This is a genomic window from Streptomyces sp. SolWspMP-5a-2, from assembly GCF_900091845.1.
Taxonomy (GTDB): Bacteria; Actinomycetota; Actinomycetes; order Streptomycetales; family Streptomycetaceae; genus Streptomyces; species Streptomyces doudnae.
In genome coordinates, this window is record NZ_FMCI01000233.1 from 12,130 (window position 1) to 37,827 (window position 25,698).

Annotated in this window: 28 protein-coding genes; 17 read left to right on the plus strand and 11 right to left on the minus strand. The window is 74.1% G+C overall.

Annotated features, from left to right (window positions below; genetic code table 11):
- Positions 1–449 precede the first annotated feature (449 nt).
- The 3 genes from GA0115242_RS22945 to GA0115242_RS22955 are packed head-to-tail and all read left to right on the plus strand — an operon-like array spanning position 450 to position 3,536.
- Positions 450–1,265 carry an STM4013/SEN3800 family hydrolase gene (locus GA0115242_RS22945; RefSeq protein ID WP_176729892.1) on the plus strand — a complete coding sequence of 272 codons (816 nt, stop codon included), beginning with the start codon at positions 450–452 and terminating at the stop codon, positions 1,263–1,265.
- Positions 1,262–2,623, plus strand: a complete 1,362-nt coding sequence (locus GA0115242_RS22950; protein ID WP_093831438.1) for an STM4012 family radical SAM protein — start codon at positions 1,262–1,264, stop codon at positions 2,621–2,623. Before GA0115242_RS22945 ends, GA0115242_RS22950 begins: the two co-directional genes overlap by 4 nt.
- Positions 2,624–2,633: 10 nt before the next feature.
- Entirely contained in the window at positions 2,634–3,536 is a 903-nt protein-coding gene (locus tag GA0115242_RS22955; RefSeq protein ID WP_093831440.1) for an STM4011 family radical SAM protein, read from the plus strand.
- Here GA0115242_RS22955 and GA0115242_RS22960 read toward each other — a convergent pair.
- Positions 3,499–4,134, minus strand: coding sequence for an alpha/beta hydrolase (locus GA0115242_RS22960; protein ID WP_093831442.1), 636 nt, complete (start codon positions 4,132–4,134; stop codon positions 3,499–3,501). The genes GA0115242_RS22955 and GA0115242_RS22960 overlap by 38 nt on opposite strands.
- Before the next feature lie 134 nt (positions 4,135–4,268).
- Between GA0115242_RS22960 and GA0115242_RS22965 the strand changes: the two genes are divergently transcribed.
- Both GA0115242_RS22965 and GA0115242_RS22970 read left to right on the plus strand, forming a co-directional pair.
- Complete coding sequence (locus GA0115242_RS22965) at positions 4,269–4,853, plus strand: sigma-70 family RNA polymerase sigma factor (protein ID WP_093831444.1); 585 nt, start codon at positions 4,269–4,271, stop codon at positions 4,851–4,853.
- Positions 4,850–5,602 carry an anti-sigma factor gene (locus GA0115242_RS22970; protein ID WP_093831446.1) on the plus strand — a complete coding sequence of 251 codons (753 nt, stop codon included), beginning with the start codon at positions 4,850–4,852 and terminating at the stop codon, positions 5,600–5,602. Before GA0115242_RS22965 ends, GA0115242_RS22970 begins: the two co-directional genes overlap by 4 nt.
- A 74-nt stretch (positions 5,603–5,676) precedes the next feature.
- Here the strand turns inward: GA0115242_RS22970 and GA0115242_RS22975 are convergent, their stop codons facing one another.
- The 5 genes from GA0115242_RS22975 to GA0115242_RS22995 are packed head-to-tail and all read right to left on the minus strand — an operon-like array spanning position 5,677 to position 11,102.
- Positions 5,677–6,495 (minus strand): DUF1295 domain-containing protein, encoded by an 819-nt coding sequence (locus GA0115242_RS22975; RefSeq protein WP_093831448.1) that lies wholly within the window; start codon positions 6,493–6,495, stop codon positions 5,677–5,679.
- Positions 6,492–7,802 carry an SAM-dependent methyltransferase gene (locus GA0115242_RS22980; RefSeq protein ID WP_093831450.1) on the minus strand — a complete coding sequence of 437 codons (1,311 nt, stop codon included), beginning with the start codon at positions 7,800–7,802 and terminating at the stop codon, positions 6,492–6,494. The genes GA0115242_RS22975 and GA0115242_RS22980 overlap by 4 nt, the downstream gene beginning before the upstream one ends.
- The gene (locus GA0115242_RS22985) at positions 7,799–9,094 is read right to left on the minus strand and encodes an SAM-dependent methyltransferase (protein WP_093831452.1); all 1,296 of its coding nucleotides are present in this window, start codon (positions 9,092–9,094) and stop codon (positions 7,799–7,801) included. The genes GA0115242_RS22980 and GA0115242_RS22985 overlap by 4 nt, the downstream gene beginning before the upstream one ends.
- Positions 9,091–9,822, minus strand: coding sequence for a DUF1365 domain-containing protein (locus tag GA0115242_RS22990; protein ID WP_093831496.1), 732 nt, complete (start codon positions 9,820–9,822; stop codon positions 9,091–9,093). Before GA0115242_RS22990 ends, GA0115242_RS22985 begins: the two co-directional genes overlap by 4 nt.
- Positions 9,816–11,102: an NAD(P)/FAD-dependent oxidoreductase gene (locus GA0115242_RS22995; protein ID WP_093831454.1), complete on the minus strand. Its 1,287-nt coding sequence runs from the start codon at positions 11,100–11,102 to the stop codon at positions 9,816–9,818. The genes GA0115242_RS22990 and GA0115242_RS22995 overlap by 7 nt, the downstream gene beginning before the upstream one ends.
- A 214-nt stretch (positions 11,103–11,316) precedes the next feature.
- Between GA0115242_RS22995 and GA0115242_RS42530 the strand changes: the two genes are divergently transcribed.
- On the plus strand, positions 11,317–11,967 hold the full coding sequence (locus GA0115242_RS42530) for a helix-turn-helix domain-containing protein (protein WP_176729890.1): 651 nt from the start codon (positions 11,317–11,319) through the stop codon (positions 11,965–11,967).
- A 17-nt stretch (positions 11,968–11,984) separates the two neighbouring features.
- On the opposite strand, the gene GA0115242_RS23005 is transcribed toward GA0115242_RS42530, so the two are convergent.
- Genes GA0115242_RS23005 through GA0115242_RS23015 form a run of 3 tightly spaced genes read right to left on the minus strand, consistent with a single transcriptional unit; the run spans position 11,985 to position 13,539 of the window.
- Positions 11,985–12,332 (minus strand): hypothetical protein, encoded by a 348-nt coding sequence (locus tag GA0115242_RS23005; RefSeq protein ID WP_093831456.1) that lies wholly within the window; start codon positions 12,330–12,332, stop codon positions 11,985–11,987.
- On the minus strand, positions 12,329–12,949 hold the full coding sequence (locus tag GA0115242_RS23010; RefSeq protein ID WP_093831458.1) for a hypothetical protein: 621 nt from the start codon (positions 12,947–12,949) through the stop codon (positions 12,329–12,331). Before GA0115242_RS23010 ends, GA0115242_RS23005 begins: the two co-directional genes overlap by 4 nt.
- Complete coding sequence (locus GA0115242_RS23015; protein ID WP_093831460.1) at positions 12,946–13,539, minus strand: RNA polymerase sigma factor; 594 nt, start codon at positions 13,537–13,539, stop codon at positions 12,946–12,948. Before GA0115242_RS23015 ends, GA0115242_RS23010 begins: the two co-directional genes overlap by 4 nt.
- Positions 13,540–13,848: 309 nt before the next feature.
- Between GA0115242_RS23015 and GA0115242_RS23020 the strand changes: the two genes are divergently transcribed.
- Genes GA0115242_RS23020 through GA0115242_RS23040 form a run of 5 tightly spaced genes read left to right on the plus strand, consistent with a single transcriptional unit; the run spans position 13,849 to position 17,371 of the window.
- Positions 13,849–14,355: an Asp23/Gls24 family envelope stress response protein gene (locus tag GA0115242_RS23020; protein ID WP_093831462.1), complete on the plus strand. Its 507-nt coding sequence runs from the start codon at positions 13,849–13,851 to the stop codon at positions 14,353–14,355.
- 44 nt (positions 14,356–14,399) lie between these two features.
- On the plus strand, positions 14,400–14,585 hold the full coding sequence (locus tag GA0115242_RS23025) for a hypothetical protein (RefSeq protein WP_093831464.1): 186 nt from the start codon (positions 14,400–14,402) through the stop codon (positions 14,583–14,585).
- On the plus strand, positions 14,582–15,856 hold the full coding sequence (locus GA0115242_RS23030) for a DUF6286 domain-containing Asp23/Gls24 family envelope stress response protein (RefSeq protein WP_093831466.1): 1,275 nt from the start codon (positions 14,582–14,584) through the stop codon (positions 15,854–15,856). The genes GA0115242_RS23025 and GA0115242_RS23030 overlap by 4 nt, the downstream gene beginning before the upstream one ends.
- Positions 15,856–16,437, plus strand: coding sequence for a hypothetical protein (locus GA0115242_RS23035; protein WP_093831468.1), 582 nt, complete (start codon positions 15,856–15,858; stop codon positions 16,435–16,437). Before GA0115242_RS23030 ends, GA0115242_RS23035 begins: the two co-directional genes overlap by 1 nt.
- Complete coding sequence (locus GA0115242_RS23040; protein ID WP_093831470.1) at positions 16,427–17,371, plus strand: YihY/virulence factor BrkB family protein; 945 nt, start codon at positions 16,427–16,429, stop codon at positions 17,369–17,371. The genes GA0115242_RS23035 and GA0115242_RS23040 overlap by 11 nt, the downstream gene beginning before the upstream one ends.
- Here GA0115242_RS23040 and GA0115242_RS23045 read toward each other — a convergent pair.
- Entirely contained in the window at positions 17,356–18,186 is an 831-nt protein-coding gene (locus GA0115242_RS23045; RefSeq protein ID WP_093831472.1) for an MHYT domain-containing protein, read from the minus strand. The two genes, GA0115242_RS23040 and GA0115242_RS23045, sit on opposite strands and share 16 nt — an antisense overlap.
- Before the next feature lie 434 nt (positions 18,187–18,620).
- Positions 18,621–19,382, minus strand: coding sequence for a FadR/GntR family transcriptional regulator (locus GA0115242_RS23050; protein WP_093831474.1), 762 nt, complete (start codon positions 19,380–19,382; stop codon positions 18,621–18,623).
- Between the two features lie 238 nt (positions 19,383–19,620).
- Here GA0115242_RS23050 and GA0115242_RS23055 point away from each other — a divergent pair, with 238 nt between their 5' ends.
- The 6 genes from GA0115242_RS23055 to GA0115242_RS23080 are packed head-to-tail and all read left to right on the plus strand — an operon-like array spanning position 19,621 to position 25,672.
- Positions 19,621–20,988, plus strand: a complete 1,368-nt coding sequence (locus GA0115242_RS23055) for an MFS transporter (RefSeq protein ID WP_093831476.1) — start codon at positions 19,621–19,623, stop codon at positions 20,986–20,988.
- The gene (locus tag GA0115242_RS23060) at positions 20,985–22,718 is read left to right on the plus strand and encodes a dihydroxyacetone kinase family protein (protein WP_093831478.1); all 1,734 of its coding nucleotides are present in this window, start codon (positions 20,985–20,987) and stop codon (positions 22,716–22,718) included. Before GA0115242_RS23055 ends, GA0115242_RS23060 begins: the two co-directional genes overlap by 4 nt.
- Positions 22,719–22,729: 11 nt before the next feature.
- A complete protein-coding gene (locus GA0115242_RS23065) occupies positions 22,730–23,215 on the plus strand; it encodes a ribose-5-phosphate isomerase (RefSeq protein ID WP_093831480.1) in 486 nt (161 codons plus the stop codon).
- Positions 23,215–23,991, plus strand: a complete 777-nt coding sequence (locus GA0115242_RS23070; protein WP_093831482.1) for a triose-phosphate isomerase family protein — start codon at positions 23,215–23,217, stop codon at positions 23,989–23,991. Before GA0115242_RS23065 ends, GA0115242_RS23070 begins: the two co-directional genes overlap by 1 nt.
- Positions 23,991–24,797, plus strand: a complete 807-nt coding sequence (locus tag GA0115242_RS23075; protein WP_093831484.1) for a sugar phosphate isomerase/epimerase family protein — start codon at positions 23,991–23,993, stop codon at positions 24,795–24,797. Before GA0115242_RS23070 ends, GA0115242_RS23075 begins: the two co-directional genes overlap by 1 nt.
- Positions 24,797–25,672 carry a phosphogluconate dehydrogenase C-terminal domain-containing protein gene (locus GA0115242_RS23080; RefSeq protein ID WP_093831486.1) on the plus strand — a complete coding sequence of 292 codons (876 nt, stop codon included), beginning with the start codon at positions 24,797–24,799 and terminating at the stop codon, positions 25,670–25,672. Before GA0115242_RS23075 ends, GA0115242_RS23080 begins: the two co-directional genes overlap by 1 nt.
- Positions 25,673–25,698: the final 26 nt, after the last annotated feature.

The window sequence follows — 25,698 nt, forward strand, 5'->3', positions numbered from 1 at the left end:
ACCGCCCACCTCCGGAAACCCCGCCCGCCGATCCCGTGTCGCCGCGGACCCCGGCCCGGGGTCCGGTGCCACGGGGGCACTCGGCCGTCGATCCTGTGTTCCCGGCGACCCCGGCCAGGGAACCCCCGCCCCCGAGGCCCCCAGCCCGGGAAGCCGGGTCCCTGGAGATTCCGGCCCGGGATCCCGTGCTCCCGGAGCCCCCGGCCAGGGAAGCGGCGTCGCCGCAGACCCCGGCCCGAGACCCCCCGCCCCCGGCACCCCCGTCCCGTCCCCCTGATCGCGCCGCCCACCGTCACCGCACCCCAACTCCCGCCGCCCACCCGCACCGCACCCCAACTCCCGTCACCCCGAACCTGGTTCGGCCCGCCCCCGACGACCCGCGCCACCCGTACCACCCGCTCGGAAAAGGACCCCGCATGCCGCCGCCCGCACCGATGGCCCAGCCGGACATGAACCGGATCGTCGGCAGCCACGACCTGCTGCTCGTCACCCTGGACACCCTCCGCCACGACGTCGCCGTCGAACTCGCCGCCGCGGGGCGGCTGCCGAACCTCGCCCGCCACCTCCCGGACGGCCGCTGGGAGGAACGGCACGCCCCCGGCAGCTTCACCTACGCCTCCCACCAGGCGATCTTCGCCGGATTCCTGCCCACCCCGGCCGCCCCGGGCCCCCACCCGCGACTCTTCGCCGCGAGCTTCGCGGGCAGCGAGAGCACCGCGGACGGCACCTTCGTCTACGACACCCCCGACCTCGTCTCCGGCCTGGCCGAGGCCGGTTACCGGACCGTCTGCGTCGGGGGAGTGGGCTTCTTCAACCGGCGCGGCCCGCTCGGCTCGGTCCTGCCCGGCCTCTTCCACGAGGCGCACTGGGAACCGGAGTTCGGCGTCACCTCACCCGCGTCCTTCGAGAACCAGGTCGCCCGCGCCGAGCGGATCGTGCGTGAACTCCCCGCCGAACAGAAGCTGTTCCTCTTCGTCAACGTCTCGGCGCTGCACCAGCCCAACTGGTTCCACCTGCCCGGCGCCACCCGCGAGGCGGGAGACAGCCGCGCCACCCACGCCGCCGCCCTCGAGTACGTCGACCGGCACATCGGACGCCTCTTCGCCGCCGCGAGCAGCCGCAGGCCCTGCTTCGCGATCGTCTGCTCCGACCACGGCACCGCCTACGGCGACGACGGCTACACCGGTCACCGCATCGGCCACCCCGCGGTGTGGACCGTCCCGTACGCGCACTTCTTCCTGGACCCGGCGGAGGCCGCCCGATGACCGTCGCACCCCAGGCCCGCACCACCGCGAGCCCCTACCAGAGCTACGTCTACGCCTACCCGCACAAGACCGCCTACCGGCGGCTGCCCGACCGGCCCGCGCTGCGCGCCCTCTGGGCCGACCAGCCGAAGGACGCGCTCTCCCTCTACCTGCACATCCCGTTCTGCGAGGTGCGCTGCGGCTTCTGCAACCTCTTCACCCGCATCGGCGCGCCCGGCGAGCTGACCACCGCCTACCTCGACGCCCTCGACCGGCAGGCGGGCGCCGTCCGGGACGCGCTCGGCGACGGCGGCCGGTTCGCCACCGCGGCCTTCGGCGGCGGCACCCCCACCTTCCTCACCGCGGCCGAACTGACCCGGCTCTGCGACATCGCCGAGGACCGGATGGGCGCCGACCTGCGCGCCGTCCCGCTCTCCGTCGAGGCGTCCCCGGCCACCGCCACCGCCGACCGTCTGCGGGTCCTCGCCGAACGCGGCGCCACCCGCCTCAGCCTCGGCATCCAGAGCTTCGTCGACGCCGAGGCCCGCTCCGCCGTCAGGCCGCAGCGCCGCGCCGACGTGGAGAGCGCCCTCGGCCGCATCCGCGACGCCCGCTTCCCCGTCCTCAACATCGACCTCATCTACGGCATCGACGGCCAGACCGAGCGGACCTGGCGCCACTCCCTGGACGCGGCCCTCGCCTGGCGGCCCGAGGAGCTGTACCTCTACCCGCTCTACGTCCGCCCCCTCACCGGCCTCGGCCGCCGCACCGGCCTCGGCCGCCGCACCGGCACCGGCAGCGACCCGGCCTGGGACGAGCAGCGGCTGCGCCTGTACCGCGCCGGACGCGACCACCTCCTCGCGCACGGCTACGTCCAGCAGTCCATGCGGATGTTCCGGCGCGCGGACGCCCCGCCGCAGACGGCCGACGACTACGCCTGCCAGACCGACGGCATGATCGGCCTCGGCTGCGGCGCCCGCTCCTACACCTCGGGGCTGCACTACTCGTTCGACTACGCCGTCGACATGCACGAGATACGCGGGATCATCGACGACTACGTCTCCCGCCCCGCCGGCGACTTCGCGCACGCCGAGATCGGCCGCCGCATCGACACCGACGAAGCGCGCCGCCGCCATCTGCTCCAGTCGCTGCTCCAGGCCGAGGGCCTGCCGCACGCCGCCTACCGCGAGCGCTTCGACGCCGCCCCCGCCGACCACTTCGGCCCCGAACTGGCCCGCTTCGCCGACCGGGGCTGGCTCACCGACGACGGCACCGTGCTGCGCCTGACCCCCGAGGGCCTCGCCCACTCCGACGCGATCGGCCCCGACCTGTTCTCACCGGCCGTGCGCTCCGCCATGGCCGCCTACGAGCGGAAGTGACCGGACCGCCATGGACCTGACCCTCCTCTACCGGGGCCCGCTCGCCTCCTGCGACTACGACTGCCCCTACTGCCCGTTCGCGAAGCGCCGCGACACCGGCGACCAACTGCGCGCCGACCGCGCCGCCCTGGAGCGCTTCACCGCCTGGGCCGCCGCGCCCACCGACGACCGCCTGTCGATCCTCTTCACCCCCTGGGGCGAGGGCCTGGTGCGTTCCTGGTACCGGCGCGCCCTCGTGGAGCTCTCCCACCTCCCGCACGTCCGCCGGGTCGCGATCCAGACCAACCTGAGCTGCCGCACCGACTGGCTGGCCGACGCCGACCCCGGCACCGTCGCCCTCTGGTGCACCTACCACCCGGGCCAGACCCCCTACGACAGGTTCCTCGCCAAGTGCCGCGAACTGAGCGCCCGCGGCGTCCGGTTCAGCGTCGGCGTCGTCGGACTGCCCGAGCACCTGGCCGCCGCCCGCGCGCTCCGCGCCGACCTGCCCGACCACGTCTACCTGTGGATCAACGCCGCCGAGGGCCGCACCTACACCGACCCCGAGGCCGACACCTGGACCGGCATCGACCCGCTGTTCCCCTACAGCCGCCACCCGCACGCCAGCGCCGGACTGCCCTGCCGCACCGGCGAGTCGGTGGTCTCCGTGGACGGCGAGGGCACGGTGCGCCGCTGCCACTTCGTGCCCGCCCCGCTGGGCAACCTCTACGACGGCTCCTACCGGTCCGCCCTCGGCCCGCGCGGCTGCCCGCTCACCACCTGCGACTGCCACATCGGGTACGTCCACCTGGAGACCCTGCCCCTGTACGACGTGTTCGCGGGCGGCGTCCTGGAACGCGTCCCGGCTCCCCGCGCCGCGGACGCCGCGCCCACCGTCACCTGGCTCCCGCCCCCGACGACAGCAGCCCGGTGACCGCCCGCGCCGCCGTCCGGTGCCACCACCCGGCGTGCCGCAGCATCGCGTGGTCACCGCCCGGCACCAGGGTGACCGAGGCCCGCGCGCCCGCCGCGGCGGCCCGCTCCACCAGCGCCTGCGACGCGCGCGGGTCGGTGATCCGGTCCCGGTCGCCGTGGAACACCACCACGTCCTTGCCCCGCAACTGCTCCACCGGCTCACCGTCCGGGCACCACGGGGCCAGCGCCAGCACCCCGCGCACCTGGGGCGCGCAGGCGGCGCGCAGGGCCGCGCGCCCGCCCATCGAGTGCCCCACCAGCACGACCGGCACGTCCCCCGCGACCCCGGCGAGGACGTCGAGCGCGGCCAGGGCGTCCTTCAGCGGGTCGGCCGCCGCGCCGTTCCAGCCCCGCACCCGGTAGCGGACCTCGCCGACGAGGACGCCCTCGCCCACCGCCGCGGCGGCGGCGCGCACGAAGGGCCTCATCCGCAGCGCCGCCGGCTGCCAGCGCCCGGCCGGTCCCGTGCCGTTCTCCATGCCCCCGTGCAGGAACAGCACGGCCGCCCCGACCGGATCCGCCGCCCGGCGTGTGACCAGTGCGCTCTGTCCCGTCATCCCCGCTCCTTCGGTACCGCGTCCGGTTCCGGACCCGCTGTCGAGTGTCGCCCGGATCACTGCGCCGGACGACCAATCCGAACACTGATCAGGATCGGATTACGTCCGGAGCTGTCCCGACCACGGAGGACCCCGTGAAAGAAGCCGTTCACATCGGCGCCAACCCCGCGACGGAACCGGACCTGGAGGAATTGGTGGGCCTGGTCGCCCTCGGCGACGAGAAGGCGTTCGCCTCGGTGTACGACATCGTCGCCGGACCCGTCCTCGGCGTCGTCCGCGCCGTCCTGCGCGACCGGGCGCAGTCCGAGGAAGTCGCCCAGGAGGTGCTCGTCGAGGTGTGGCGCACCGCGCCGCGCTTCCGCGCCGACCGGGGGACGGCGATGAACTGGATCCTCACCCTCGGCCACCGCCGCGCGGTCGACCGGGTGCGGTCCGTCGAGGCCGCGGCCGCCCGCGACCACAAGGCCGCCCTGCTCGCCAGGACCCCCGAGTTCGACGAGGTCACCGAGCAGGTCGAGGCACGCCTCGAACGCGAACAGGTGCGCCGCTGCCTGCGCACCCTCACCGAGATCCAGCGCCAGGCCGTCACCCTCGCCTACTACCGGGGGCTGACCTACCGGCAGGTCGCCGAGGCGCTGGCGCTGCCGCTCGGAACCGTCAAGACCCGACTGCGGGACGGGCTCATCCGCCTGCGCGACTGCCTGGGGGTGACCGCGTGATCACCGCCGACCTGCACCTGCTGACCGGCGCCTACGCCGTGGACGCGCTGTCCGACGACGAACGCGCCGTCTTCGAGCGCCACCTCCTGGACTGCGAGGCGTGCGCCCAGGAGACCGCCGAGCTGACCGCCGCGGCCGCCCGGCTCGGCCTCGCCGTCACCGAGACCCCGCGCCCCGCCCTGCGCGAACAGGTGCTGCGCAGCATCACCACCGTCCGGCAGGACGCCCCCGGCGGCCCGGCCGTCCCCCGCGCCTCCGGCGCCGCCGCCCGCAACCGGGCCCTCTCCCGGTGGGCGCTGGCCGCCTGTGTCGCCGCGGCCGCCACCTTCGGCGGCACCACGATCTGGCAGCACCAGCGCGCCGAGGACGCGATCAACCGGGCCGACCGCGCCGAACAGGCCACCGACGGCGTCACCGCGGTGCTCGCCGCGCCCGACGCCAGGACCAGGGTCGCCCGCCTCGCGGACGGCGCCACCGGCACCGTCGTCGTCTCGCACAGCCGCGACCGGGCCGTGTTCGCGGTCTCCGGGATGGCGAGCCCGCCGTCCGGGAAGGTCTACCAGCTCTGGTTCGACGACGCCGGGACGATGCGGTCGGCCGGACTGATGGCGCCGGGCTCGGGCGACCAGACGGTGCTCCTCAAGGGGGCCGTCGACGGCGCGTCCGGGATGGGCATCACCGTGGAGCCCGCGGGCGGATCGGACCGGCCCTCCGGCGCGCCGATCGCCCTGATGGAACTCCCCGCCTGACGGGCCGAGCGCCCTGACGCACCTTCCCGCGTGACGAAGGGCGCGGCTCCCCCGAAGCCGCGCCCCCGCCGGCCTCACACCTCCCGCGGCGCCTGCCGCTTCGGCGGGCGCGGGAAGAAGCCGCTGGTGCGGGCCGCGTACGCGGCGAACCCCGGACGCTCGGCCATGTGCCGCTCGAGCAGCCGCTTCCCGCTGCCCCAGATCAGCAGATAGCTCATCACCAGCGGCGACACGACCGTCGTCGCGGCGGCGGGCCAGGCGTCGCAGACGAACAGGAACAGACCCCACCAGACACAGAAGTCACCGAAGTAGTTCGGGTGCCGCGTCCAGCTCCACAGCCCGCGGTCCATGATCCGCCCCCGGTGGGCCGGATCGGACTTGAAGCGCGCGAGCTGCGCGTCCCCGACCGCCTCGAAGCCCACGCCGAACAGGACCAGCGCGGTACCCGCCCACGCGAAGCCGCTGACCGGACCGGAGACGTACATCGCGGCCTGCACGGGCAGCGACACCAGCCAGACCAGGGCGCCCTGGAGGAGATAGACCATCCGCAGCGCGTACAGGGACCGGTTGCCGGGCGCCTTCGCCAGCATCCGCTCGTAGCGCGGGTCCTCACCGTGCCCGGCGCCGCGCCGGGCGATGTGCGCGGCCAGCCGCAGCCCCCACAGCACGGTGAGCCCCGTCACCAGCCCCCGCCGCACCGGATCGCCCGAACCGGTCGACGCGGCGCAGGCCACCACCGCGACCACCGCGAAGGCGACCCCCCACGCCACGTCCACGATCCGGTGCACACCGCGCCGCACGGCGATCGCGAACGTCACCAGCATGACGGCGAGCGCGGCGAGCGCCGCCCAGCCGAGACCGGCCGCGAACGACCCCCATCCGAATCCGTTCACAGCCGCTCCAGCCCCTCGTACCAGTCCCGTGGTGTCGACGGCATGCCGCTGCCGCCACCGGGCGCGGGCCGCACGGACAGGATCTGGTCGACCCCCATCCGCCGCTCCTCGAACGCCAGTGCCCCGCCCACCAGATACAGCCGCCACACCCGCGCGGTCTCGGTGCCGACGAGCGCGACGACGTCGTCCCAGCGCTCCTCCAGCGTGCGGTGCCACGCCTCGACCGTCCGCACGTAGTGCTCGCGCATCGACTCCACCGCCCGCACCTCGAGACCCGCGTCCTCCAGCAGCCCCACCGTCTCGCCGACCGGCCGCATGTGCATGTCGGGCGCGATGTACGCCTCGATGAACGCCCCGCCGCCCGGCGCGTTGGTGCCGCGCGCCATCTGCTGCACCAGCACCCGCCCCAGCGGCCGCACCATCCGGTGCAGCGCCGACGCGAACGCCGGGTACTCGGCGTCCCCGACGTGCTCGCCCATCTCGACGGTGGACACCGCGTCGTAGCCGCCGCCCGAGATGTCCCGGTAGTCCTGGCACACCACCTCGACCCGGTCTCCCAGACCGCGCGCGGCGACCTGCTCGCGCACGTGCGCCGCCTGCTCGGCGGCCAGCGTCACGGCCGTCACCCGCGCCTGGTGCCGCTCCGCCGCGTACAGCGTCAGCGACCCCCAGCCGCACCCGATGTCGAGCAGCCGGGCCCCGGGGACGAGCGCCAGCTTGCGGCAGATCAGCTCCAGCTTGGCGCGCTGCGCGTCGACCGCCCCGAACGACGGGTCGTCACTGACCCAGTAGCCGCACGAGTACGCCATCGTCTCGTCCAGCAGCAGTCGGTAGAAGGCGTTCGACAGGTCGTAGTGATGGCGGACGGCGGCCCGGTCGCGGGCCCTGCTGTGCAGACCGCCACGCAGCCGCGCCTGGGAGGCGGGCGCCGGGGGCCGCGGTCCGGCCGCCCCGAGCAGCAGCGCGGTCCCGGCCGCCCGCGCCAGCTCCGCCACGCCGGGGGAGGGGGCGTGCAGCCGCTGCTCGCGGGCCGCCGACCACATCGTGCGCAGCCCCTCGGCGAGGCTGCCCTCGACGTCGACCTCACCGGTGACGTACGCCTGCGCCAGGCCCAGTTCGCCCGGCTGCCACAGCAGCCTGCGCAGCGCGCGCCGGGAGCGCACCACGATCACGGGGCCGGTGGGCGGCCCCGCCTCGCTGCCGTCCCAGGCGCGCAGCCGCACCGGCAGGGGGCCGCCGAGCGCGGTCTCGACGAGCGCGGCGAGGCGCTGGGCTGCACCGGACTTCGCGGTTCGGGTGGGGCTCATCGTGCGGGGTGCTCCTCGTCCTCACGGGTGAACAGGTACTGCTGGACATCGAGGTATCCGGAGCGGAACCCGGCCTCGGAGTAGGCGAGGTAGAAGGTCCACATCCGGCGGAACGTCTCGTCGAAGCCGAGCGCGTCCACCTCCCCGGCGCGCTCGGTGAAACGTTCGCGCCACAGCCGCAGCGTCTCGGCGTAGTGCCCGCCGTAGCCGTCCCGGCGGGCGGTGCGCAGCGTGGTGTGCTCCCGGACGGTCTCGTCGATCGCCTCCACGGACGGCAGCAGCCCGCCGGGGAAGATGTACTTGGAGATCCAGGTGAAGGTGTCCCGGCTGGCCACCATCCGGTCGTGCGGCATCGTGATGGCCTGGAGCACGGCCCGCCCGCCGGGCGCGAGCCGCGCGTCGATGGTGCGGAAGTACTCCGCCCAGAACTCGGCGCCGACCGCCTCGATCATCTCCACGCTGACGACGGCGTCGTAGCGGCCCGTGGACTCGCGGTAGTCGCGCAGTTCGACGCTGACCCGGTCGGCGAGACCGGCCTCGGCGATCCGCTCCAGGGCCAGTTCGCGCTGCTCGCGGGAGAGGGTGAGCGAGGTGACGCGGGCACCGCGGGCGGCGGCGCGGAGCGCGAGTTCGCCCCAGCCGGTGCCGATCTCCAGGACCTCGCTGCCCTCACCGACCTGCGCGAGGTCCAGCAGCCGGTCGATCTTGCGCTGCTGCGCGGCGGCCAGCAGGCTCCAGTCGGCCGGGAAGCCGCGGAAGACCGCCGACGAGTAGCTGAGCGTGTCGTCGAGGAAGAGGGCGAACAGGTCGTTCGACAGGTCGTAGTGACGGCTGATGTTGTCGCGCGCGCCGTCCGGCGTGTTGAGCTGGACGCCGGGCCTGCGCAGCGCCCACAGCCCGCGCAGCCGCTGCAGCGGCGCCGGGATCAGCCGTGCCGCGTTCCCCGCCAGCACGGTCAGGACGCCCACCAGGTCGGGCGCGTCCCACTCGCCCGCCATGTACGACTCGCCGAAGCCGACCAGGCCCTGGCTGCCGATCCGGGCGTGGAACGCCTTGGGGTCGCGGATGTCGAGGACGGGTCCGCCGAGCCCGGCGGTGCTGCCGTCGGCGAACCGCACCCGCAGCGGCAGCCGGTCCAGGGTCCGGCGCAGGATCGCGGTGGTGACGGCGGTGCGCGCCGACGACGACTTCGGCGGCGCGGCCACGTCCGGCCAGCGGTCCCCGTCCACCGGCGAGGTGCGGGGGGCCGGCACCGACGGCCGGACGGCGGAGCGGGGTTGGGCGGTCGTCATGACACTTTCTCCGGGTTCTGGTGGGCGGGCCGGGGCTGGACGGGCAGCCGGCGCAGGAACAGGCGGATGCCGTGCAGCCGGATGGCGGCGGACACGGCGAGGGTCGACAGGGGGTGGCGCAGGGCCAGCCGCAGCAGGGTGCCGGGGGAGGCGGCGCTGCGGGCGCCCCGCACGGTCGCGGTGAACGGACGGCCGCCGTCCCGTTCCAGGTGCACCGTGAGGTCCAGGCGCTCGCCCGGCTCGGGCAGGCGCATCCGGTAGCGGCCGTCGACCGGGAAGAACGGCGAGACGTAGAACTCCTTGTCCACCGAAGCCCGTCCGGAGGCGTCGGGACGCAGCAGGTAGGAGTGGCGTCCGCCGTAGGTGTTGTGGACCTCGGCGACCACGCAGCGCTGGACGCCGTCGGGGCCGTGGCACCAGTAGAGGGTGAGGGGGTTGAAGACGTACCCGAGGACCCGCGCGTGGGTGAGCATCACCACGGGGCCGCCCTCCAGGTCGACGCCGTGTCCGGCGAGGAACGCGTCGAGCCCGGCGCGGACCGTCGGGGCGTCCCCGCAGAAGTGGTCGCGCGGGTCGAACCGGGCCAGGACCCCGAGCCCGCGCGGGAGTTCGGGCGGCCGGTCGGGGTCGACGAGCCACATGTACGTCCGGTGGCGCAGCGCGTGCCGCACCGGCGCGGTGCGCACATGGCTGATCGCGCAGCGGTAGAGGGCGGGCGCGCTCACCAGCGCACCCCCAGCGCCGCGGCGGCCTGCGCCCCCGACCGGCAGCCGTCCTCGTGGAAGCCCCAGCCGTGGTAGGCGCCCGCGTAGGCGGTCACGGCGGTGTTCAGCTCCGGGAGCCTGGCCTGCGCGGCGACCGACTCCGGCGTGTAGACGGGGTGTTCGTACACCATCCGGGCCAGCACCCGCTCCGGATCGACCCGGTCCTCCCCGCCCAGCGTGACGACGAACGTCTCCGGCGCGTCGAGCCGCTGGAGCCGGTTCATGTCGTAGCTGACCCGCACCCGCTCGGCGCCGGTCGAGCACGACGGCATCAGGTAGTTCCAGGACGCGCGGGCCCCCCGGGAGCGCGGCAGCAGCGTGGTGTCGGTGTGCAGCAGGGTCGCGTTGCGGGAGTACCGGAACGCCCCCAGGACGTCCTTCTCCGCGGGCGTCGCGTCGGCCAGCAGCGCCAGCGCCTGGTCCGGGTGGACGGCGACGACGACGGAGTCGTACGCGTCCGTGGTGCCGTCCCGCCCGGTGATCTCGACGCCGTCGGGGTGCCGCCGCAGCGCCCGTACCGGAGCGGACAGGCGAACCGAGTCGATCCGCTCGGCGACCCGGTCGACGTACGCGTGCGAACCGCCGGTCACGGTGCGCCAGGTGGGGGCGCCGGTGACGGAGAGCATGCCGTGGTGGTCGAGGAAGCGGAACAGGTACGCGGCCGGGTAGCGCAGCGCGGTCTGCGCGTCGCAGGACCAGACCGCCGACACCAGCGGGGTCATGAAGTGCGCGCGGAAGTAGGGCGAGAAGCGCTCCCGGTCGAGGAACTCGCCCAGGGTGCGGCCCGATCCGGGCTCCCGGGCGAGCAGCCTGCGGGCCGCCCGGTGGAACGCGGGCACCTCGACGAGCATCCGCAGGTACGGTCCGCGCAGCGCGTTGCGGGGGCGGGCGAAGAGGCCCGAGAGCCCGTGCGCGCCCGCGTACTCCAGACCGCACCCCTCGCACCGCACCGACATGCTCATCTCCGACTCCTGCGTCGGGACGCCGAGTTCCTCGAAGAGGCGCAGCAGATGCGGATAGGTGCGGCGGTTGTGCACGATGAAGCCGGAGTCGACCCGGTGGGCGGTGCCGTCGCGCGAGGTGAGCGTGTGCGTGTGGGCGTGGCCGCCGAGCCGGTCGTCGGCCTCGTACAGCGTGACGTGCGAGGTGCGGGAGAGGACGTACGCGGCCGTCAGTCCCGCCACCCCGCTGCCCACGACGGCCGTTCGCCGCCGCTCCGCCCCACCGCGTGGCGTGTCCGACATCGCTTCTCCTTCTGTCGCCGACCCCTGACTCGCCCGTAATCCGAAGCCGGTACCTCAGCGGATTGGCCTAAGTCCGATCTTCCTGAAACCACTCGACCGGCAGGCGCGTCCCGTAGGCACGGGGACAGGTGCGCGGAGCACCCGCGCGGGACGCCGTCCGGGTGAATCCGGCGGGCGATGATCACAACGCGTGCCCGCCGGTTGTCATACGGTCATGACGATCGACGCGCTGCCGCAGCAGCCCATGCCGTCCCATCCGCGCCGCCGCGACACCCGCGCCCCCCTGCCCGGCCCTGCCGAGCGGGGCCGTCTGCGCCGCGCCTGGCACCTGACCGAACAGCAGGTCGCCGAGGCGTTCGGGGTGACGGCGGCGACCGTGCGCTCCTGGGAGACGGGCCGCACCACCCCGACCGGACTGCGCAGAGCGGCCTACGCGGCGTTCCTGAGCGGCCTGGCCCAGGGCCTGTCGCCCGCCGAGGCGCCACCCCGCGACCCGGGCGGGGCGCGGACCGGAGCGGGAACCGGCAGGATCCGCCGCGGCGGCGGTGCCCGGAAGGCCCGGACGGAGCGTGGGGTCACCGGCGGGACGGCGGCGTCGGAGCTTCCCCGGGCGCGGGACGGGGAGGGCGCGCGCCGGGAGTGCCCGGCTCCCCGGGTGCCGTCCGCGCCAAAGGCGGTGACGGTCCACCGGCCGGCCGTCGTGCTGCGCGGCCGGTTCCCGGGGACCGCCGGACGGTCGGTGACCCCGGGGCCCGATCCGGTCTCGCCCGCGCGGCGCCGCAGACTGCGGGTGATGGCCGCGGCGGCGGGCGTCTGGACCGTCGTCCTGCACCTCATGGCCAGCGCGCCGCCGCCGCACGGGTGAGGACAGGGGGCGCGGGGTCAGACGAGGCCGGTGACGGTCACGCTGACCCGCGCCCCCGACGCCTCCGCCGGGAACAGGTCGCCCATGCGCTCCTCGACCGCGCGCCGGGCGGCCCGCGCCACGTCCACCGTCCGGGTGTGGCGCAGCGCGACGAGGTGGATCTCCACCCGCCACGGCCCGCCGTCCCCGGACCGGGTCAGCCGGACCCCGGCCTGGGCGGCGGAACCGGCCCACCGGCCGTCCGGCGTCAGCGTCGTCCGGACGAGGCCGCCGAGGCCCGGCTTGAGGAAGGCCACGCCCGGCACCTCGGCCACGGCGCGGGCAATCTCCTCGGTGAGCGTGGCGTGCGCGGTGTACCGGGTCATCGGTCACGGCCTTCCTGGTCGTCGACCGCCGGGTCGAGGAGGTCGGTGACCCGGATGTCCACCGCCGCTATGTCCATGCCGAGCTGGCGGTCGGCGACCTCCAGCACCCGCAGCCGCACCCGCTCCGCGAGTTCGGGCAGCGAGGCGTCGGCGGGCGCGTGGACGTCGAGCCGGACGTCGAGCGGCCCGGTGCCGCCCGCGTCGAAGTGGGGGAGCAGACGGCACGAACCGGCACGCACCCCGGGCTCGCCCTCCGCCGCCGCCCGCAGCGACCTGGCGGCCACCGACTCCATGATCCACAGATCTTCGGCGGGTTCGCCCAGCGGCATCGGGCGGCCGGGGCGCAGTTCGAGCCGGACGACGTCCATGACCCGCCGGGTCAGCGACGTCAGCTCGTCCTTGTACCGCTCCACCGGCTCCTCGGGGAGGGCGCGCACGACCGACTCCAGCTCCTCCAGCTCGGCCACGGCCGCGCGGCAGTGCGGGCAGGTGCGCTGGTGCGGGTCCTCGTGCCCGCGCTCCCAGGCGTCCCAGACCCCGGAGAGCAGCCGCCCGCAGGCGAGCTGTTCGTCGTCGCCGTCCACCGCGTGGTGGGGCGGATCGGTGTGAGCGGTCATCGCCAGGCCCCCAGTGCTTGAGTCAGGCTGCGTCGTGCACGGAAGACACGGGCTCGGACAGCCTCCTGGCTGATGCCGACCGCGTCCGCGATGAATTCGTAGGACTGTCCGTCCCATTCTCTGAGCACCCAGCAGGCGCGCTGCTCGGGGGAGAGGTCGTCGAGCGCGGCACGCAGCTCCCGCACCGCGCCGCGCGCCTCGGTGATCCGGGCGGGCGAGGCCGCGTGGTCGGGTGCCGGGACGTCGCCCGCGGCCTCCAGCGGCGAGACGGGTCTGCGGGCCCGCAGTATGTTCAGGCAGCGATTGGTCACGATCCGGTACATCCAGGTGCCGAAGGCGGAGCGGCCGTGGAACTCGGGCAGCCGCCGCCAGGCACTGATGAACGCGTCCTGCACGGCGTCCTCCGCTTCGCTCCGGGTGTCGAGCAGCCGGGTGGCGAGCCGGATCAACGCCGGGGCGTGCCGCTGCACCAGGACGGCGAACGCGTCCTCGTCCCCTTCAGCCGCCCGGACCGCGAGCAGCGCGTCGTCGCTCTCGCCGACGTCGCTCCGCGTCCGCGGTGGTGCGGTATCTCTGCGGGCCCCCGCCACTGGGTGGCTCCTCTCGTCCGGTCTCTGTCTGTTGGACACGGCGGCGCCGCGCTTGTTACGCACCACCTTCGGCGCACCTGCCCCGGACGGACGCGGCGACCTGCCGGGCGGCCCCGCCGCATTCCCGTCCGGGGTCCCCGGCATCCCCGTCCGGGGTCCCCGCCGACGGATTTCCGCGCGAAGGCGCAGATCACGAGGGGTCCGCGGCGCTGGGCGAAATTTTTTCGGGTAAGCGCGTCACAGAAACCCGCGGCGCGGGTCTGACGTTGTGAGACCACATCACCGGCAAGGCAGAAAGAAGGACGTGCCATGACCACGCAGACGGTGCCCGCGGCCAAGAACTCCTCCCTCCCGCAGACGGGCGCCAGGGGAACGCAGAGCACCACGGCCGTCTCCAGCGGCGTCGCGGGCTCGGACCAGCCGGCCGCCAACCGGGGCAGGACGTCCATCGCCGACGTCGTCGTGGTGAAGGTGGCGGGCATCGCAGCCCGCGAGATCCCCGGCGTGTACGACATGGGCGGCGGCCTCTCGCGCACCATCGGCGCCGTCCGCGACCGCGTCCCCGGCGGGCGCCCGAACGTGGGCCGCGGGGTGAAGGTCGAGGTCGGCGAGCGCCAGACCGCCATCGACCTGGACCTGGTCGTCGAGTACGGCGTGCCGATCACCGACGTCGCCCGTGACGTCCGGGAGAACGTGATCTCGGCGGTGGAGCGGGTCACCGGCCTGGAGGTCGTCGAGGTCAACGTCACCGTGAACGACGTGCACCTGCCCGAGGAGGACGACCAGCCGTCCTCGGCCGAGTCGCGCGTGGAGTAGAGCGTCCGTCGTCCAGACCGTCAGCCGTATCGGAGGAGCACGCAGTGAGCAGGTCGTTCGTCGGGATGGTCGCCGGGATGGCGTTGGCCTTCGCCGGTTTCTTCGGGGGGTTCGGCGCCTTCCTGCTGGTGGCCGCGCTGGGCGGCCTCGGTTACGCCGCCGGGCACTGGCTGGACGGCGGCGGCCGGGTCCAGGACCTGCGGGACGCGTACGACCGGAGCCGTCGATGACCACGGCGGCCCGGCGGGGCACCACCACCGTCTCCGACAGGGCCGTCCGCCGGATCGCCGAGCGCGCCGCGACAGAGGTCCTGCCGGGCACCGCGGGGGCGACGAGGGGCTCGGCGACGGTGCGCGGGCGCCGGGCCGAGGTCGCCGTCGAGGTCCCCCTGCCCTATCCGGCGCCGCTCGCCGACACGGCCCGCCGGGTCCAGGACCACGTCGCCCACCGCACCGCGCACTTGACCGGCCTCGACCTGCGGGCGCCGCGCGTCGGCGTCACCTCCCTCACCCCGGCCCGCGCGGAACTCCCGGTCGAGGGCGCCGCGGTGGAGGCCGCCGGGCGCACCCCGCTGCGGTGGTGGTCGCAGCGGCGGCTGCCGATCGCCCTGCTCACGCTGCCCGCGGCGGTCGCCTGCGGAGCCCTCGCCTTCGACCTGGTCCTCGTCCACACCGGGCACCAGCCGCCCGCCCCCTGGCGCACGGCCGCCCTCGACTGGCTCTCCACCCACGGGCCCTCGGCCACCGCGAGCACCGTCGGCGCCGCCGCGCTGGGCGTGCTCGGGGTGGTGCTGATCACGCTGGCCGTCACCCCCGGACGGCGCGGCCTGCTCACCGTCACGTCCGGCGCCCCGCGCCTGGTCACGGCTGTGGACCGGTCGGCGCTCTCCTCGCTCGTCGGGGACGCGGTGCGCGACACCGACGGCGTCGGCCAGGTGCGGGTCAGGGTCGGGCGGCGCCGGGTCACCGTCCGCGCCGGTCTCGCCTTCGGCGACCGCGACCGCGCCCGGGAGGCCGTGCGGGACGCGGCCCGGCGGGTGCTGGAAGGATGTGCCCTGCGCCGCACCCCGCGCCTGCGGGTCACGGTCCGTCCCGAGCCGATCTGGGACGGCGCTCCGGCCCCGGCGGCACCGCCCGCGGTCGACCTCACCAAGAGGGGAGCGGTCCCCGCGCCCGGTGACACCGGCGGCGGGGAGCGCGCCACCGGTCAGGTCGAGAGGGGGGAGGGAAGCACGGGTTCCATGGAGACGGACATCGAATCCGGAAACCGGGGAATCGATCCCGCGACGGCGCGAACGGCCACCACCGGCCGACCGCCCACCGTCCCGGGCCACCGCCCGGCCCCCACCGAGCGGCTCCCCGCCGACCGGTTGCCCGTCCCCGACCGTTCCGCCACCGAACCCGACCGGCCGCACCAGGCCGGCCTCTCCCCGACGCCACCCGACCGCCCGCACACCGCCCCCGACACCGAAGGCCCGGCCCAGGAAGGAGCGACCCGCTGATGTTCCCGATGCGCTCCGTCCTCAACCGGACCGTGCTCGCCGTCGCCGGTCTCGGCTGTCTGCTCGGCGCCCTCTGGGCGACGGCGCCCCGCGTCACCGGGGCCGCGCACCTGCCGTCCTGGTGGCCGGTGCCCGCCCCCGACTCCGTCTTCGTGGACCGCCGGAGCCTCGCCGACCTGCGGTACGAGGGCTGGTGGACGCCCACGGTGCTGATGGCCGCGGTCGCCGCCACCGTCCTGCTCGCGCTCTGGTCGGCCCGGCAGCTGCACGGCGGTTTCCGCCCGCTGGTGCCGCTGGCGGCGGCGGGCAGCACGCTGCGGACCCGCGCCCTGGAGGACGCCGTCACCCAGCGGGCCGTCACCATCGAGGGCGTCGCCCGCTGCCGCACCCGCGTCCTCGGGGGGCGCAGGCGGCTGCGGGTCAGGATGCGGGTCTGGCTGCGGCCCGACGTCACCCCCGCCGCCGTCCTGCCCGCCCTCACCGCGCTCGGCGCCCAGACCGAGCGGGCGGTCACCCCGTACGACGTCCGCACCCACGTCCGCTTCTCCACCGTCCCGCACCGAAGGACACATGTCCGCTGAACAGCCCTCGGCCCCCGTCCGCACCGGCACCCGCGCCTTCGCGCGGGGCCGGACGCCCTGGTGGACACCCACCACATGGGGCCAGGCCCTCCGCCGCACCCCGGTGTCGATGTGGCGCGACGACGTCTCCGACTACGCCGCCGCCCTCACCTACTACTCGATCCTCGCGGTGCTGCCCGCGCTGCTGGTCACGGTCATCGCGTTCAGCCTGATCAGCCCGGACACGGCGGAGAACTTCATCACCCACGTCAGCGCCTACTCGCCCGGCCAGTCCGGGACGGAGCTGCACGACGTGCTGGCCCGCACCCTGCGGGACAACGGCGCCGCCTGGACCCTGCTGTGCGTCGGCACCGCGAGCGCCCTGTGGTCCGCCTCCAGCTATCTCGCCGTCTTCCGCCGCGCCCTGCACCGGATGCACGACGTGGCCGACCGGCGCTCGCCCTGGCGCAAGGCGCACCGCATCGTGCTCACCGCGGTCGCCCTGCTGGGGCTGCTGTTCGTCAGCGCGCTGGTGCTGCTGCTGACGGGGCCGGTCGCGGAGACCGTGGGACGGTTCGTCGGCCTGGACGCGATCGCCGCCTGGGGCTGGAACCTGCTGCGGTGGCCGCTGCTGATGTGCCTGGTGGCGCTCCTGGTGGTGGTGCTCTTCCACACCGGCCCGCCGTCCGCCAGGCGGCGCAGTCACAGCCTGCCCGGCGGGGCGCTCGCGGCCGGTCTCTGGCTGACCGTCTCCGCCGGGTTCGCGGTGTACGCGTCGGCCCTGAGCACCTACAGCAGGCTCTACGGCTCGCTCGCGGGCGTGGTCGTCTTCCTGATCTGGCTGTGGCTCTCCAACCTCGCGCTGCTGGCCGGGGCGCAGTTCACGGCCGAACTCAACAAGGAGTCGGCCGTGAGGAAGGGCGCCGCGGAGCGGGTGGCTCACCAGGAGGTGTAGGACCTCGGCGTCCCGCCGGACTGCTGCGCCGGGAGGCCGGAAGAGGCGCCCGCGTCCTGGGCACCGGCCCGGTCGGGGTCCTCGGTGCCGAGCATCATGTCGGGGTCGAACATCACGATGACGGCGGCGACCAGCAGCACCGCGAGCGGGCCCGCCAGCATCACCAGCAGGAACGCCATCAGGCTGGTGGACGACTGGGTGCCGCCGACGTTGCCGGTGAGGTGCACGGAGACGGCGGTCATGCCGGTGTAGTGCATGCCGGTCACCGCGATGCCCATGACGAGGCTGGCGACGAGGCTCGCCCCGAGCCCGCGCACCGACACGGCCGCCCAGAGCGCCGCCGTCGCCGCGACCACGGCGATCAGGATGGACAGGCCCACGGAGACCGCGTCGTAGCTGAGGGTGCCGTGCGCGTCCATTGCGGACATGCCGAGGTAGTGCATGGCGGCCACGCCGAGCCCGGTGACGGTGCCCGCGACACCGAGGTTGACCGGGGAGGTCCCGCGGTAGCCGACCAGGAAGACGCCGACGGCGACCACGGCGATGGCGACGAGCAGGCTGGCCACGGTGATCAGCGGGTCGTAGCTGACCAGCGCGCCCTCGACGCTGAAACCGATCATGGCGATGAAGTGCATGGTCCAGATGCCGCAGCCGATCGAGATGGCGCCGAGCGCAAGCCAGCCGCTTCTTCGCCGGGTGTTGCGCAGCGACCTGACCGTGCATCTGAGTCCCAGCGCGGCGCCCATGCAGGCCATGAGGTAGGCGGCGACGGGGGTCACGGCCCCGTAATAGAAGTTCGAGACGGTGGCGGTCATGGGCGGGGCCCTTCTGGAGCGGGGACGGCAGACGGAGCAGGGACACCTGGAGGGTGCGCGAGCGACGGGCCGGGGTCGGCCCGGGGGACGTGCCGGGGCGTTCGAGGGTCCCGAGTGTGGTCAAGACAGGGGAACAGAAGGCGGGTTCAGGCCACTTGGCTGAGTTGAGCGCAATCTAAACATATTTGCTTCACGTTATCTCCCCATCTGATCACCCATTCTCGGAATCGAGACCTTCCCGGGCACGCGCGAGCCGGGCCCGTGCCGGTCGGGGAGGGTGGACCCGGTTGCCCGGTCCGGCGCGGGGTGCGGCACCGCCCGTCCGCGGGGAAGCGTCCGGAAACGGCAAATCCCGCCCCGGGCACCCGAACTGACGTCACGTCAGCGAGATGCCGTCCGGAGCGGGCGGGAGGAGGAGGGTGGTGCTCGGCGGGCTAGCGGCCGCCGTCCACCGACGCGCGCAGGCGGGCGCTCGCCATGCGCATGTGCTCGGCCATGGCCCGGTCCGCCGCCTCCGGGTCGCGGTCGCGGATCGCCCGCAGGACCGCGTCGTGTTCGCAGAGGGTGCCGCTCACGGTGCCCTCGATGTCGCTGACCCGCTCCATCCACACCTGGAGCAGCGCGCGGATGCTGTGCAGGATGTCGCTGAGCACGGAGTTGCGGGCGATGCGCGCGCACTCCAGGTGGAAGGCGATGTCCGCGTCGATGAACGCGCCGACGTCGCCGCCCGCGTCGCGCATGTGGCGCAGGTGGCCCTCCAGGAGCGTCACGTCCGCGTCGGTGGCCCGTTCCGCGGCCAGGCGTGCCGACACGCCCTCCATGTAGGTGCGTACCTCGACCAGGTCCTGGGTGCGGCGCTGGCCGAGCATCAGCCCCCAGTTGATGGCCCGGGGCAGGAACTCCGAGGTGCCCTCGCGCACGTACGAGCCCGAGCCGGGGCGGATCTCGATGATGCCGAGGACGTCCAGGGCGGAGAGCGCGCCGCGCACGCTGGAGCGCGCCACGCCGAGCGCCTCGGCGAGCTGCCGCTCGGCCGGCAGCCGGGTGCCGGGGCGGATGTCGCCCGCCGACAGATGGTCGAGCAGCCGCTTCGCGACCTCGCTGACGTTGGACTCGCGCACCACGGGGCGCAGGAGCCGCGCCAGGTCGGGGGCGGCGGCGTCGGAGTGCTGATCAGGCTGACTGGTCACGGTCACCAGTCAACCAGATACCCCGAGCAACCGACTGGCCAGGCAGTTCATCAGTCCCGGAGGTCCCGTTTGTCAAGAGTCGGGACGCGTCGCGATCTATGATCGTCGCCACACTGGTAAATTGGTGACCAATTTGAGGTGGAGGCATAGCGTGAAAGAGATCCGGTCGGCCGCGCTTCCTGGCGGGCCGCCGGTGAGTGACCCACCCCGGACGGAGCTGTCCGGGCGAGCCGAGGAGTCGCCCATGGGTGCCGACGCGCCTGTCGCGGCAGTCGAGAGAACTGCCATCAAGAAGGTCTCAGTCCGCCTCGTTCCGTTCGTGGCGCTGATGTTCTTCGTGAACTACCTGGACCGCACGGCGGTCTCGTTCGCGGAACCGAACGGAATGGGTTCGGATCTCGCGCTCACCGCCGCACAGTTCGGCTTCGCGTCCGGGATCTTCTTCCTCGGTTACATCGTGCTCGAAGTGCCCAGCAACATGGCACTGCACCGGTTCGGGGCCCGCCGCTGGCTCGCCCGGATCATGGTGACCTGGGGCATCGTCTCGCTCCTGTTCACCTGGGTGGACAGCAGCGGCCAGCTCTACACCCTGCGCTTCCTGCTCGGTGTGGCCGAGGCCGGGTTCTTCCCCGGTGCCATCCTCTTCCTGAGCCAGTGGGTGCCCTCCCGCCACCGCACCAAGATCCTGGGCCTCTTCTACCTGGCCCAGCCCCTCACCACCGTGCTCGGCGCCCCGCTGGCCGGGTGGCTGATCGGCCACCACGGGCTGTTCGGCCTCGAGGGCTGGCGGGTGATGTTCCTCTTCGTGTCGATCCCCGCGATCCTGCTGGGCGTCATCGCCTGGTTCTACCTGATCGACAAGCCCGCCGACGCCACCTGGCTCACCCCCGAGGAGCGCGACTGGCTGACGGACGAACTCGCCGCCGAGAACGCGCGCAAGACCGGGCACCAGGACAAGCACGCCAAGGGCGACCTGAGGGCCGCGTTCGCCAGCGGCCGGGTCTGGGTCCTGGCCCTCGTCTACTTCGGCTTCGTCTACGGCCTCTACGCGCTCGCGTTCTTCCTGCCGACGATCATCAACGGCTTCCAGGACCAGTACGACACCACGTTCAGCGTCATGGACAAGGCGTGGATCACCGCCATCCCGTACCTGCCCGCGGCCGTCGTCCTCTTCTTCTGGACCCGGCACGCCACCCGGCACGGCACCCGCACCTGGCACGTCGCGGGCCCCGCGGTGGTCGGCGGTCTGAGCATCCCGCTCGCCCTGTACATGGGGTCGCCTGCCGCGACCGTCGCCGTCATCACCGTCACCGCCTGCGCGATCTTCGCCGCGCTGCCCGTCTTCTGGTCGGTGCCCTCCCGGTTCCTCACCGGGGCCGCCGCCGCGGCCGGCATCGCCCTCATCAACACCGCGGGCAACATCGCCGGGTTCGCGGCCAGCTACGTCACCGGCTGGCTGAAGGACTGGACCGGCGCCTACTACGTACCGCTCTACCTGGTCGGCTTCTTCATGCTGCTGTCGGCCGTCCTGATGATCTGGCTCTCCGCCCGCAACCGCACCGCCGACCCGGCCTCCGGAACCGAGCAGGAGCCCATGGAGGCCCTTCGATGACCCGCCTGTTCAACGACCCCGCCGCCTTCGCCGACGAGGCCCTGGAGGGATTCGCCGCCGCCCACCGGCGCTGGGTCCGCCCGGTCACCGGGGGAGTGGTGCGGGCCGGGGGCACCCCCGAGGGGCAGGTCGCCGTGGTGATCGGCGGCGGCTCCGGCCACTACCCGGCCTTCTCCGGCCTGGTCGGCCGCGGCCTCGCGCACGGCGCGGCGGTCGGCAACGTCTTCGCGTCCCCGTCCGCCCAGCAGATCCGGTCCGTGGCCCGCGCCGCGCACGGCGGGGCCGGGGTGCTGCTGATGTACGGCAACTACGCCGGTGACGTCCTGCACTTCGGACAGGCCGCCGAACGCCTCACCGGCGAGGGCGTCCGGGCGCGCACCTTCGCCGTCACCGACGACATCTCCAGCGCCGGACCCGAGGAGACCGCCAAGCGCCGCGGGATAGCCGGTGACCTCCCGGTCTTCAAGGCGGCCGCCGCCGCGGCCGAGCAGGGGCTGCCGCTGGACGAGGTGCTGGCCGTCGCCGAGCACGCCAACGCCCGCACCCGCTCCTTCGGCATCGCCTTCTCCGGCTGCACCCTGCCCGGCGCCGACCACCCCCTGTTCACCGTGCCCGAGGCGCGGATGGCCGTCGGCCTCGGCATCCACGGCGAGCCCGGCATCGGCGAGGAGTCCCTGCCCACCGCCGACGAGGCGGCCCGACTGCTGGTCACCTCCCTGCTCAAGGAGGTGCCCGACGGGGTCGGGGGCCCGGCCGGAGCGCGCGCCGCGGTGATCCTCAACGGGCTCGGCTCGGTCAAGTACGAGGAGCTGTTCGTCGTCTACCGCAAGGTCGCCGAACTCCTCGGCGACGCCGGGGTGGAGATCGTCGACCCGGAGGTCGGCGAACTCGTCACCAGCTTCGACATGGCGGGCATCTCGCTCACCCTCACCTGGCTCGACGACGGCCTGAGCGCGCTGTGGCGCGCGCCCGCCGACACCCCCGCCTTCCGCAAGGGCGCGCCGGCCGCCCCCGAGCACGCCGCGGCGGCGGCCGTCACCGCCGAGGAGAGCGACGAGCAGACCGTGCCCGAGGCGTCCGACGCCTCCCGGCGGGCCGCCGCCGTCGTCCTCGCCGCCCTGGACGCGCTGGCCGCCACGGTCGACGACCACGCCGAGGAACTCGGTCGCATCGACGCCGTCGCCGGGGACGGCGACCACGGCATCGGCATGCAGCGCGGCTCCACCGCCGCCCGCCTGGCCGCCGCCGACGCGCACGCCCGGGGCGCCGGAGCGGGCACCGTGCTGGTCAGGGCCGCCGACGCCTGGTCCGACAGGGCGGGCGGCACCAGCGGAGCCCTGTGGGGCAGCATGCTCCGCGCCCTCGGCGGCGCCCTCGGCGACGACGAGAAGCCCACCGCCGCCCGGGTCGCCGACGGCGTCACCGAGGCGTCCGCCGCGGTCCGCAGGCTCGGCGGCGCCGAGGTCGGCGACAAGACGATGGTCGACGTCCTCGTCCCCTTCGCCGACACCCTCGCCGCCGCCACCGCCGACGGCGTCCCGCTCGCCGCCGCCTGGGACCGGGCCGCCGACGCCGCCGAGACGGCCGCGTCGGCCACCGCCGACCTGCTGCCCCGCAAGGGCCGCGCCCGCCCGCACGCCGAGAAGTCCCTGGGCACCCCGGACGCGGGCGCCCACTCCCTCGCCCTCATCACCCGCGCCGTCCGCGGCGTGCTGATCGACCACCACTGAGGAAAGCCGATATGACCGACAAGCTCCGCATCGTCGTCGGATCCGACGACGCCGGCCACCAGTACAAGGAAGCCCTCAAGCGCGACCTCCAGGGCAGCGCCCTCGTCGCCGAGGTCACCGACGTGGGCGTCGACGCCGACGGGCACACCGCCTACCCGACGGTCGCCATCGCCGCCGCCGAGATGGTCGCCCGCGGCGAGGCCGACCGCGCCCTGCTGGTCTGCGGCACCGGCCTCGGCGTGGCCATCGCCGCCAACAAGGTCAAGGGCGTCCGGGCCGTCACCGCCCACGACTCCTTCTCGGTCGAGCGGGCCATCCTCTCCAACAACGCCCAGGTCCTGACGTTCGGACAGCGCGTCGTCGGCCTCGAACTCGCCCGCAGGCTCGCCGCCGAGTGGCTCACCTACCGCTTCGACGAGACCTCGGCCTCCGCCGAGAAGGTGCGGCTGATGAGCGAGTACGAGAACACCGCCGACACCGGCGAGGAAGCCGCCTGATGCCGGCACCGTCACCCCGCCCCCTGCTGCTGGGGGTGAGCCTGAAGATGTACTTCGGCCACCACCAGACGCTCAACTGGGCCCGCAGGATCGCCGACCTGGCGCGCACCCACCAGGCCGTCACCTCCGGGGCCGCCCGCCTCTTCGTGCTGCCCGCGTTCCCAGCGCTCGTCCCGGCCGCCGGGATCCTCACCCCGTTCGGCGTGTCGGTCGGCGCCCAGGACCTCGCCACCGAGGACACCGGCCCCTACACCGGCGAGGTCGGCGGCCCGCTCCTCAAGGAGATCGGCTGCCACTACGCCGAGGTCGGCCACGCCGAACGGCGCCGCCTGTACGGCGAGGGAGACACCGTCGTCGCCGCCAAGACCGCGGCCGCCCTGCGCAACGGGCTCACCCCCGTGCTCTGCGTCGGCGAACGCGACCCCGGCACCCCGCAGGAGGCGGCGCGGCGCACCGTCGCCGAGGCCGCCCGGCTGCTCCAGGGCCTGACCGGCACCGTCGTCCTCGCCTACGAGCCGCAGTGGGCCATCGGCGCGCCCGAGCCCGCCTCGGCCGAGCACATCGCGACCGTCTGCGGAGCCCTGCGCGACTGGCTCGACGCCCGCGCCGCCGACCACCCCGACTCCACCGTCATCTACGGCGGCAGCGCGGGACCCGGTCTGCTGCCCCGGCTCGCGGGCCGCGCCGACGGACTCTTCCTCGGCCGCTTCGCCCACGACCCGGCCAACGTCGAGGCGATCCTCGACGAGATCCGCACCCCGGCGGCGGTGGCGTGATGGCCCACGGCATCAGCACCTACGCCTACTTCTGGCGGATCTCGGCGCGCGCCCCGCGCCCGATGTCCCTGACCGACATGCTGCGCGACACCGCGAGCCTCGGCGGCCAGGTCTTCCAGATCTGCGACTACCCGGACATCGAGAGCTACGACCGGGCCCGGCTCGCCGACCTGCGCGCCACCGCCCGCGACCTCGGGCTCGCCCTGGAGCTCGGCACCCGGGGCGTCCGGCCCGAGCACCTGCGCCGCTACCTCGACCTGGCCCGGGAGCTGGACGTCACCCTCGTCCGCTCCATGCTCAACACCGCCGACCACCGGCCCGGCACCGACGAGGCCACCGCGCTCCTGAAGGAGACGGTGCCCGCCTACGCCGACGCCGGGGTGACGCTCGGCCTGGAGACCTACGAGCAGGTCTCCACCGACGACCTGCTGGCCGTCGTGCGCGGGGTCGGCAGCGAGCACCTCGGGGTCGTCCTCGACCCCGGCAACAGCGTCGCCCGCCTGGAACGCCCGGTGGACGTCGTGGCCGCGACCGCGCCCCACGTGGTCAACATCCACGTCAAGGACTTCTCCTTCACCCGCCGCGACGGATGGGTCGGCTTCACCTACGCGGGCTGCCCGCTCGGCGAGGGCCTGCTCGACCGCGACGGCATGATCGCCGCGGTCCGCGAGGCCCGCCCCGACCGCGGCGTCAACCAGATCGTGGAGCACTGGCTCCCATGGCAGGACGACGGCTTCGACACCACAGCCCGGCTCGAACACCAGTGGACGCAGCACAGCATCGACACCCTTCTGAGGAGCGCGTAATGGCCACCGAGATCCAGACCCAGGTCGACGTCACGACCGTCGCCGTCATCGGGGCCGCAGGCAAGATGGGCCAGCGAGTCTCCAACAACCTGGTCGAGAGCGACTTCCGGGTCCTGTTCAGCGAGGCCTCGCCCGCGGGCCAGGAGCTGATCCGCGGCCTGGGCCGCGAGCTGACCGAGTCCGCCGCCGCCGCGGCCGAGGCGGACGTGGTCATCCTCGCCGTCCCGGACATCGTCCTCGGCAAGGTCTCCGAGGAACTGGTGCCGCTGATGAAGACCGGCGCGGTCGTCCTCACCCTCGACCCGGCCGCCGCCTACGCCGGGCTCCTCTTCGCCCGCGAGGACGTCCACTACGCGTGCGCCCACCCCTGTCACCCGTCGGTGTTCCTGGAGCGCACCACCAAGGAGGAGTGGCAGGACACCTTCGGCGGCATCGCCGCCCCCCAGGAGGTGGTGGCCGCGTACGAGGGCGGCGACGAGGCCAAGCAGAAGCTCGCCGACTCCGTCATCCGCGTGATGTACGCGCCGGTCGTCGACGTCCACTGGGTCACCGTCAAGCAGCTCGCCGTCCTGGAGCCGACCCTCGTCGAGACCATCGCCTGCATGGTCGGCGCCCTGCTGACGGAGGCGCTGCACGAGACCGTGCACACCGTCGGCGTCCCGGAGAAGGCGGCCCGCGCCATGCTCCTCGGGCACACCCAGGTCGCGCTCGCGAACACCCTCAAGGGCTCCAACCCGTTCTCCGACGCCTGCCTGATCGCGATGGACTACGGCCGCGAGTCGATCGTCCGCGACGACTGGAAGAAGGTCTTCGAGGACGACGAGCTGGACAAGGTCATCACGCGCATGCTGAAGATCAAGGAGATCAAGCGCTGAGCCGAGCCGCTCCCGGGTCCGTGGCC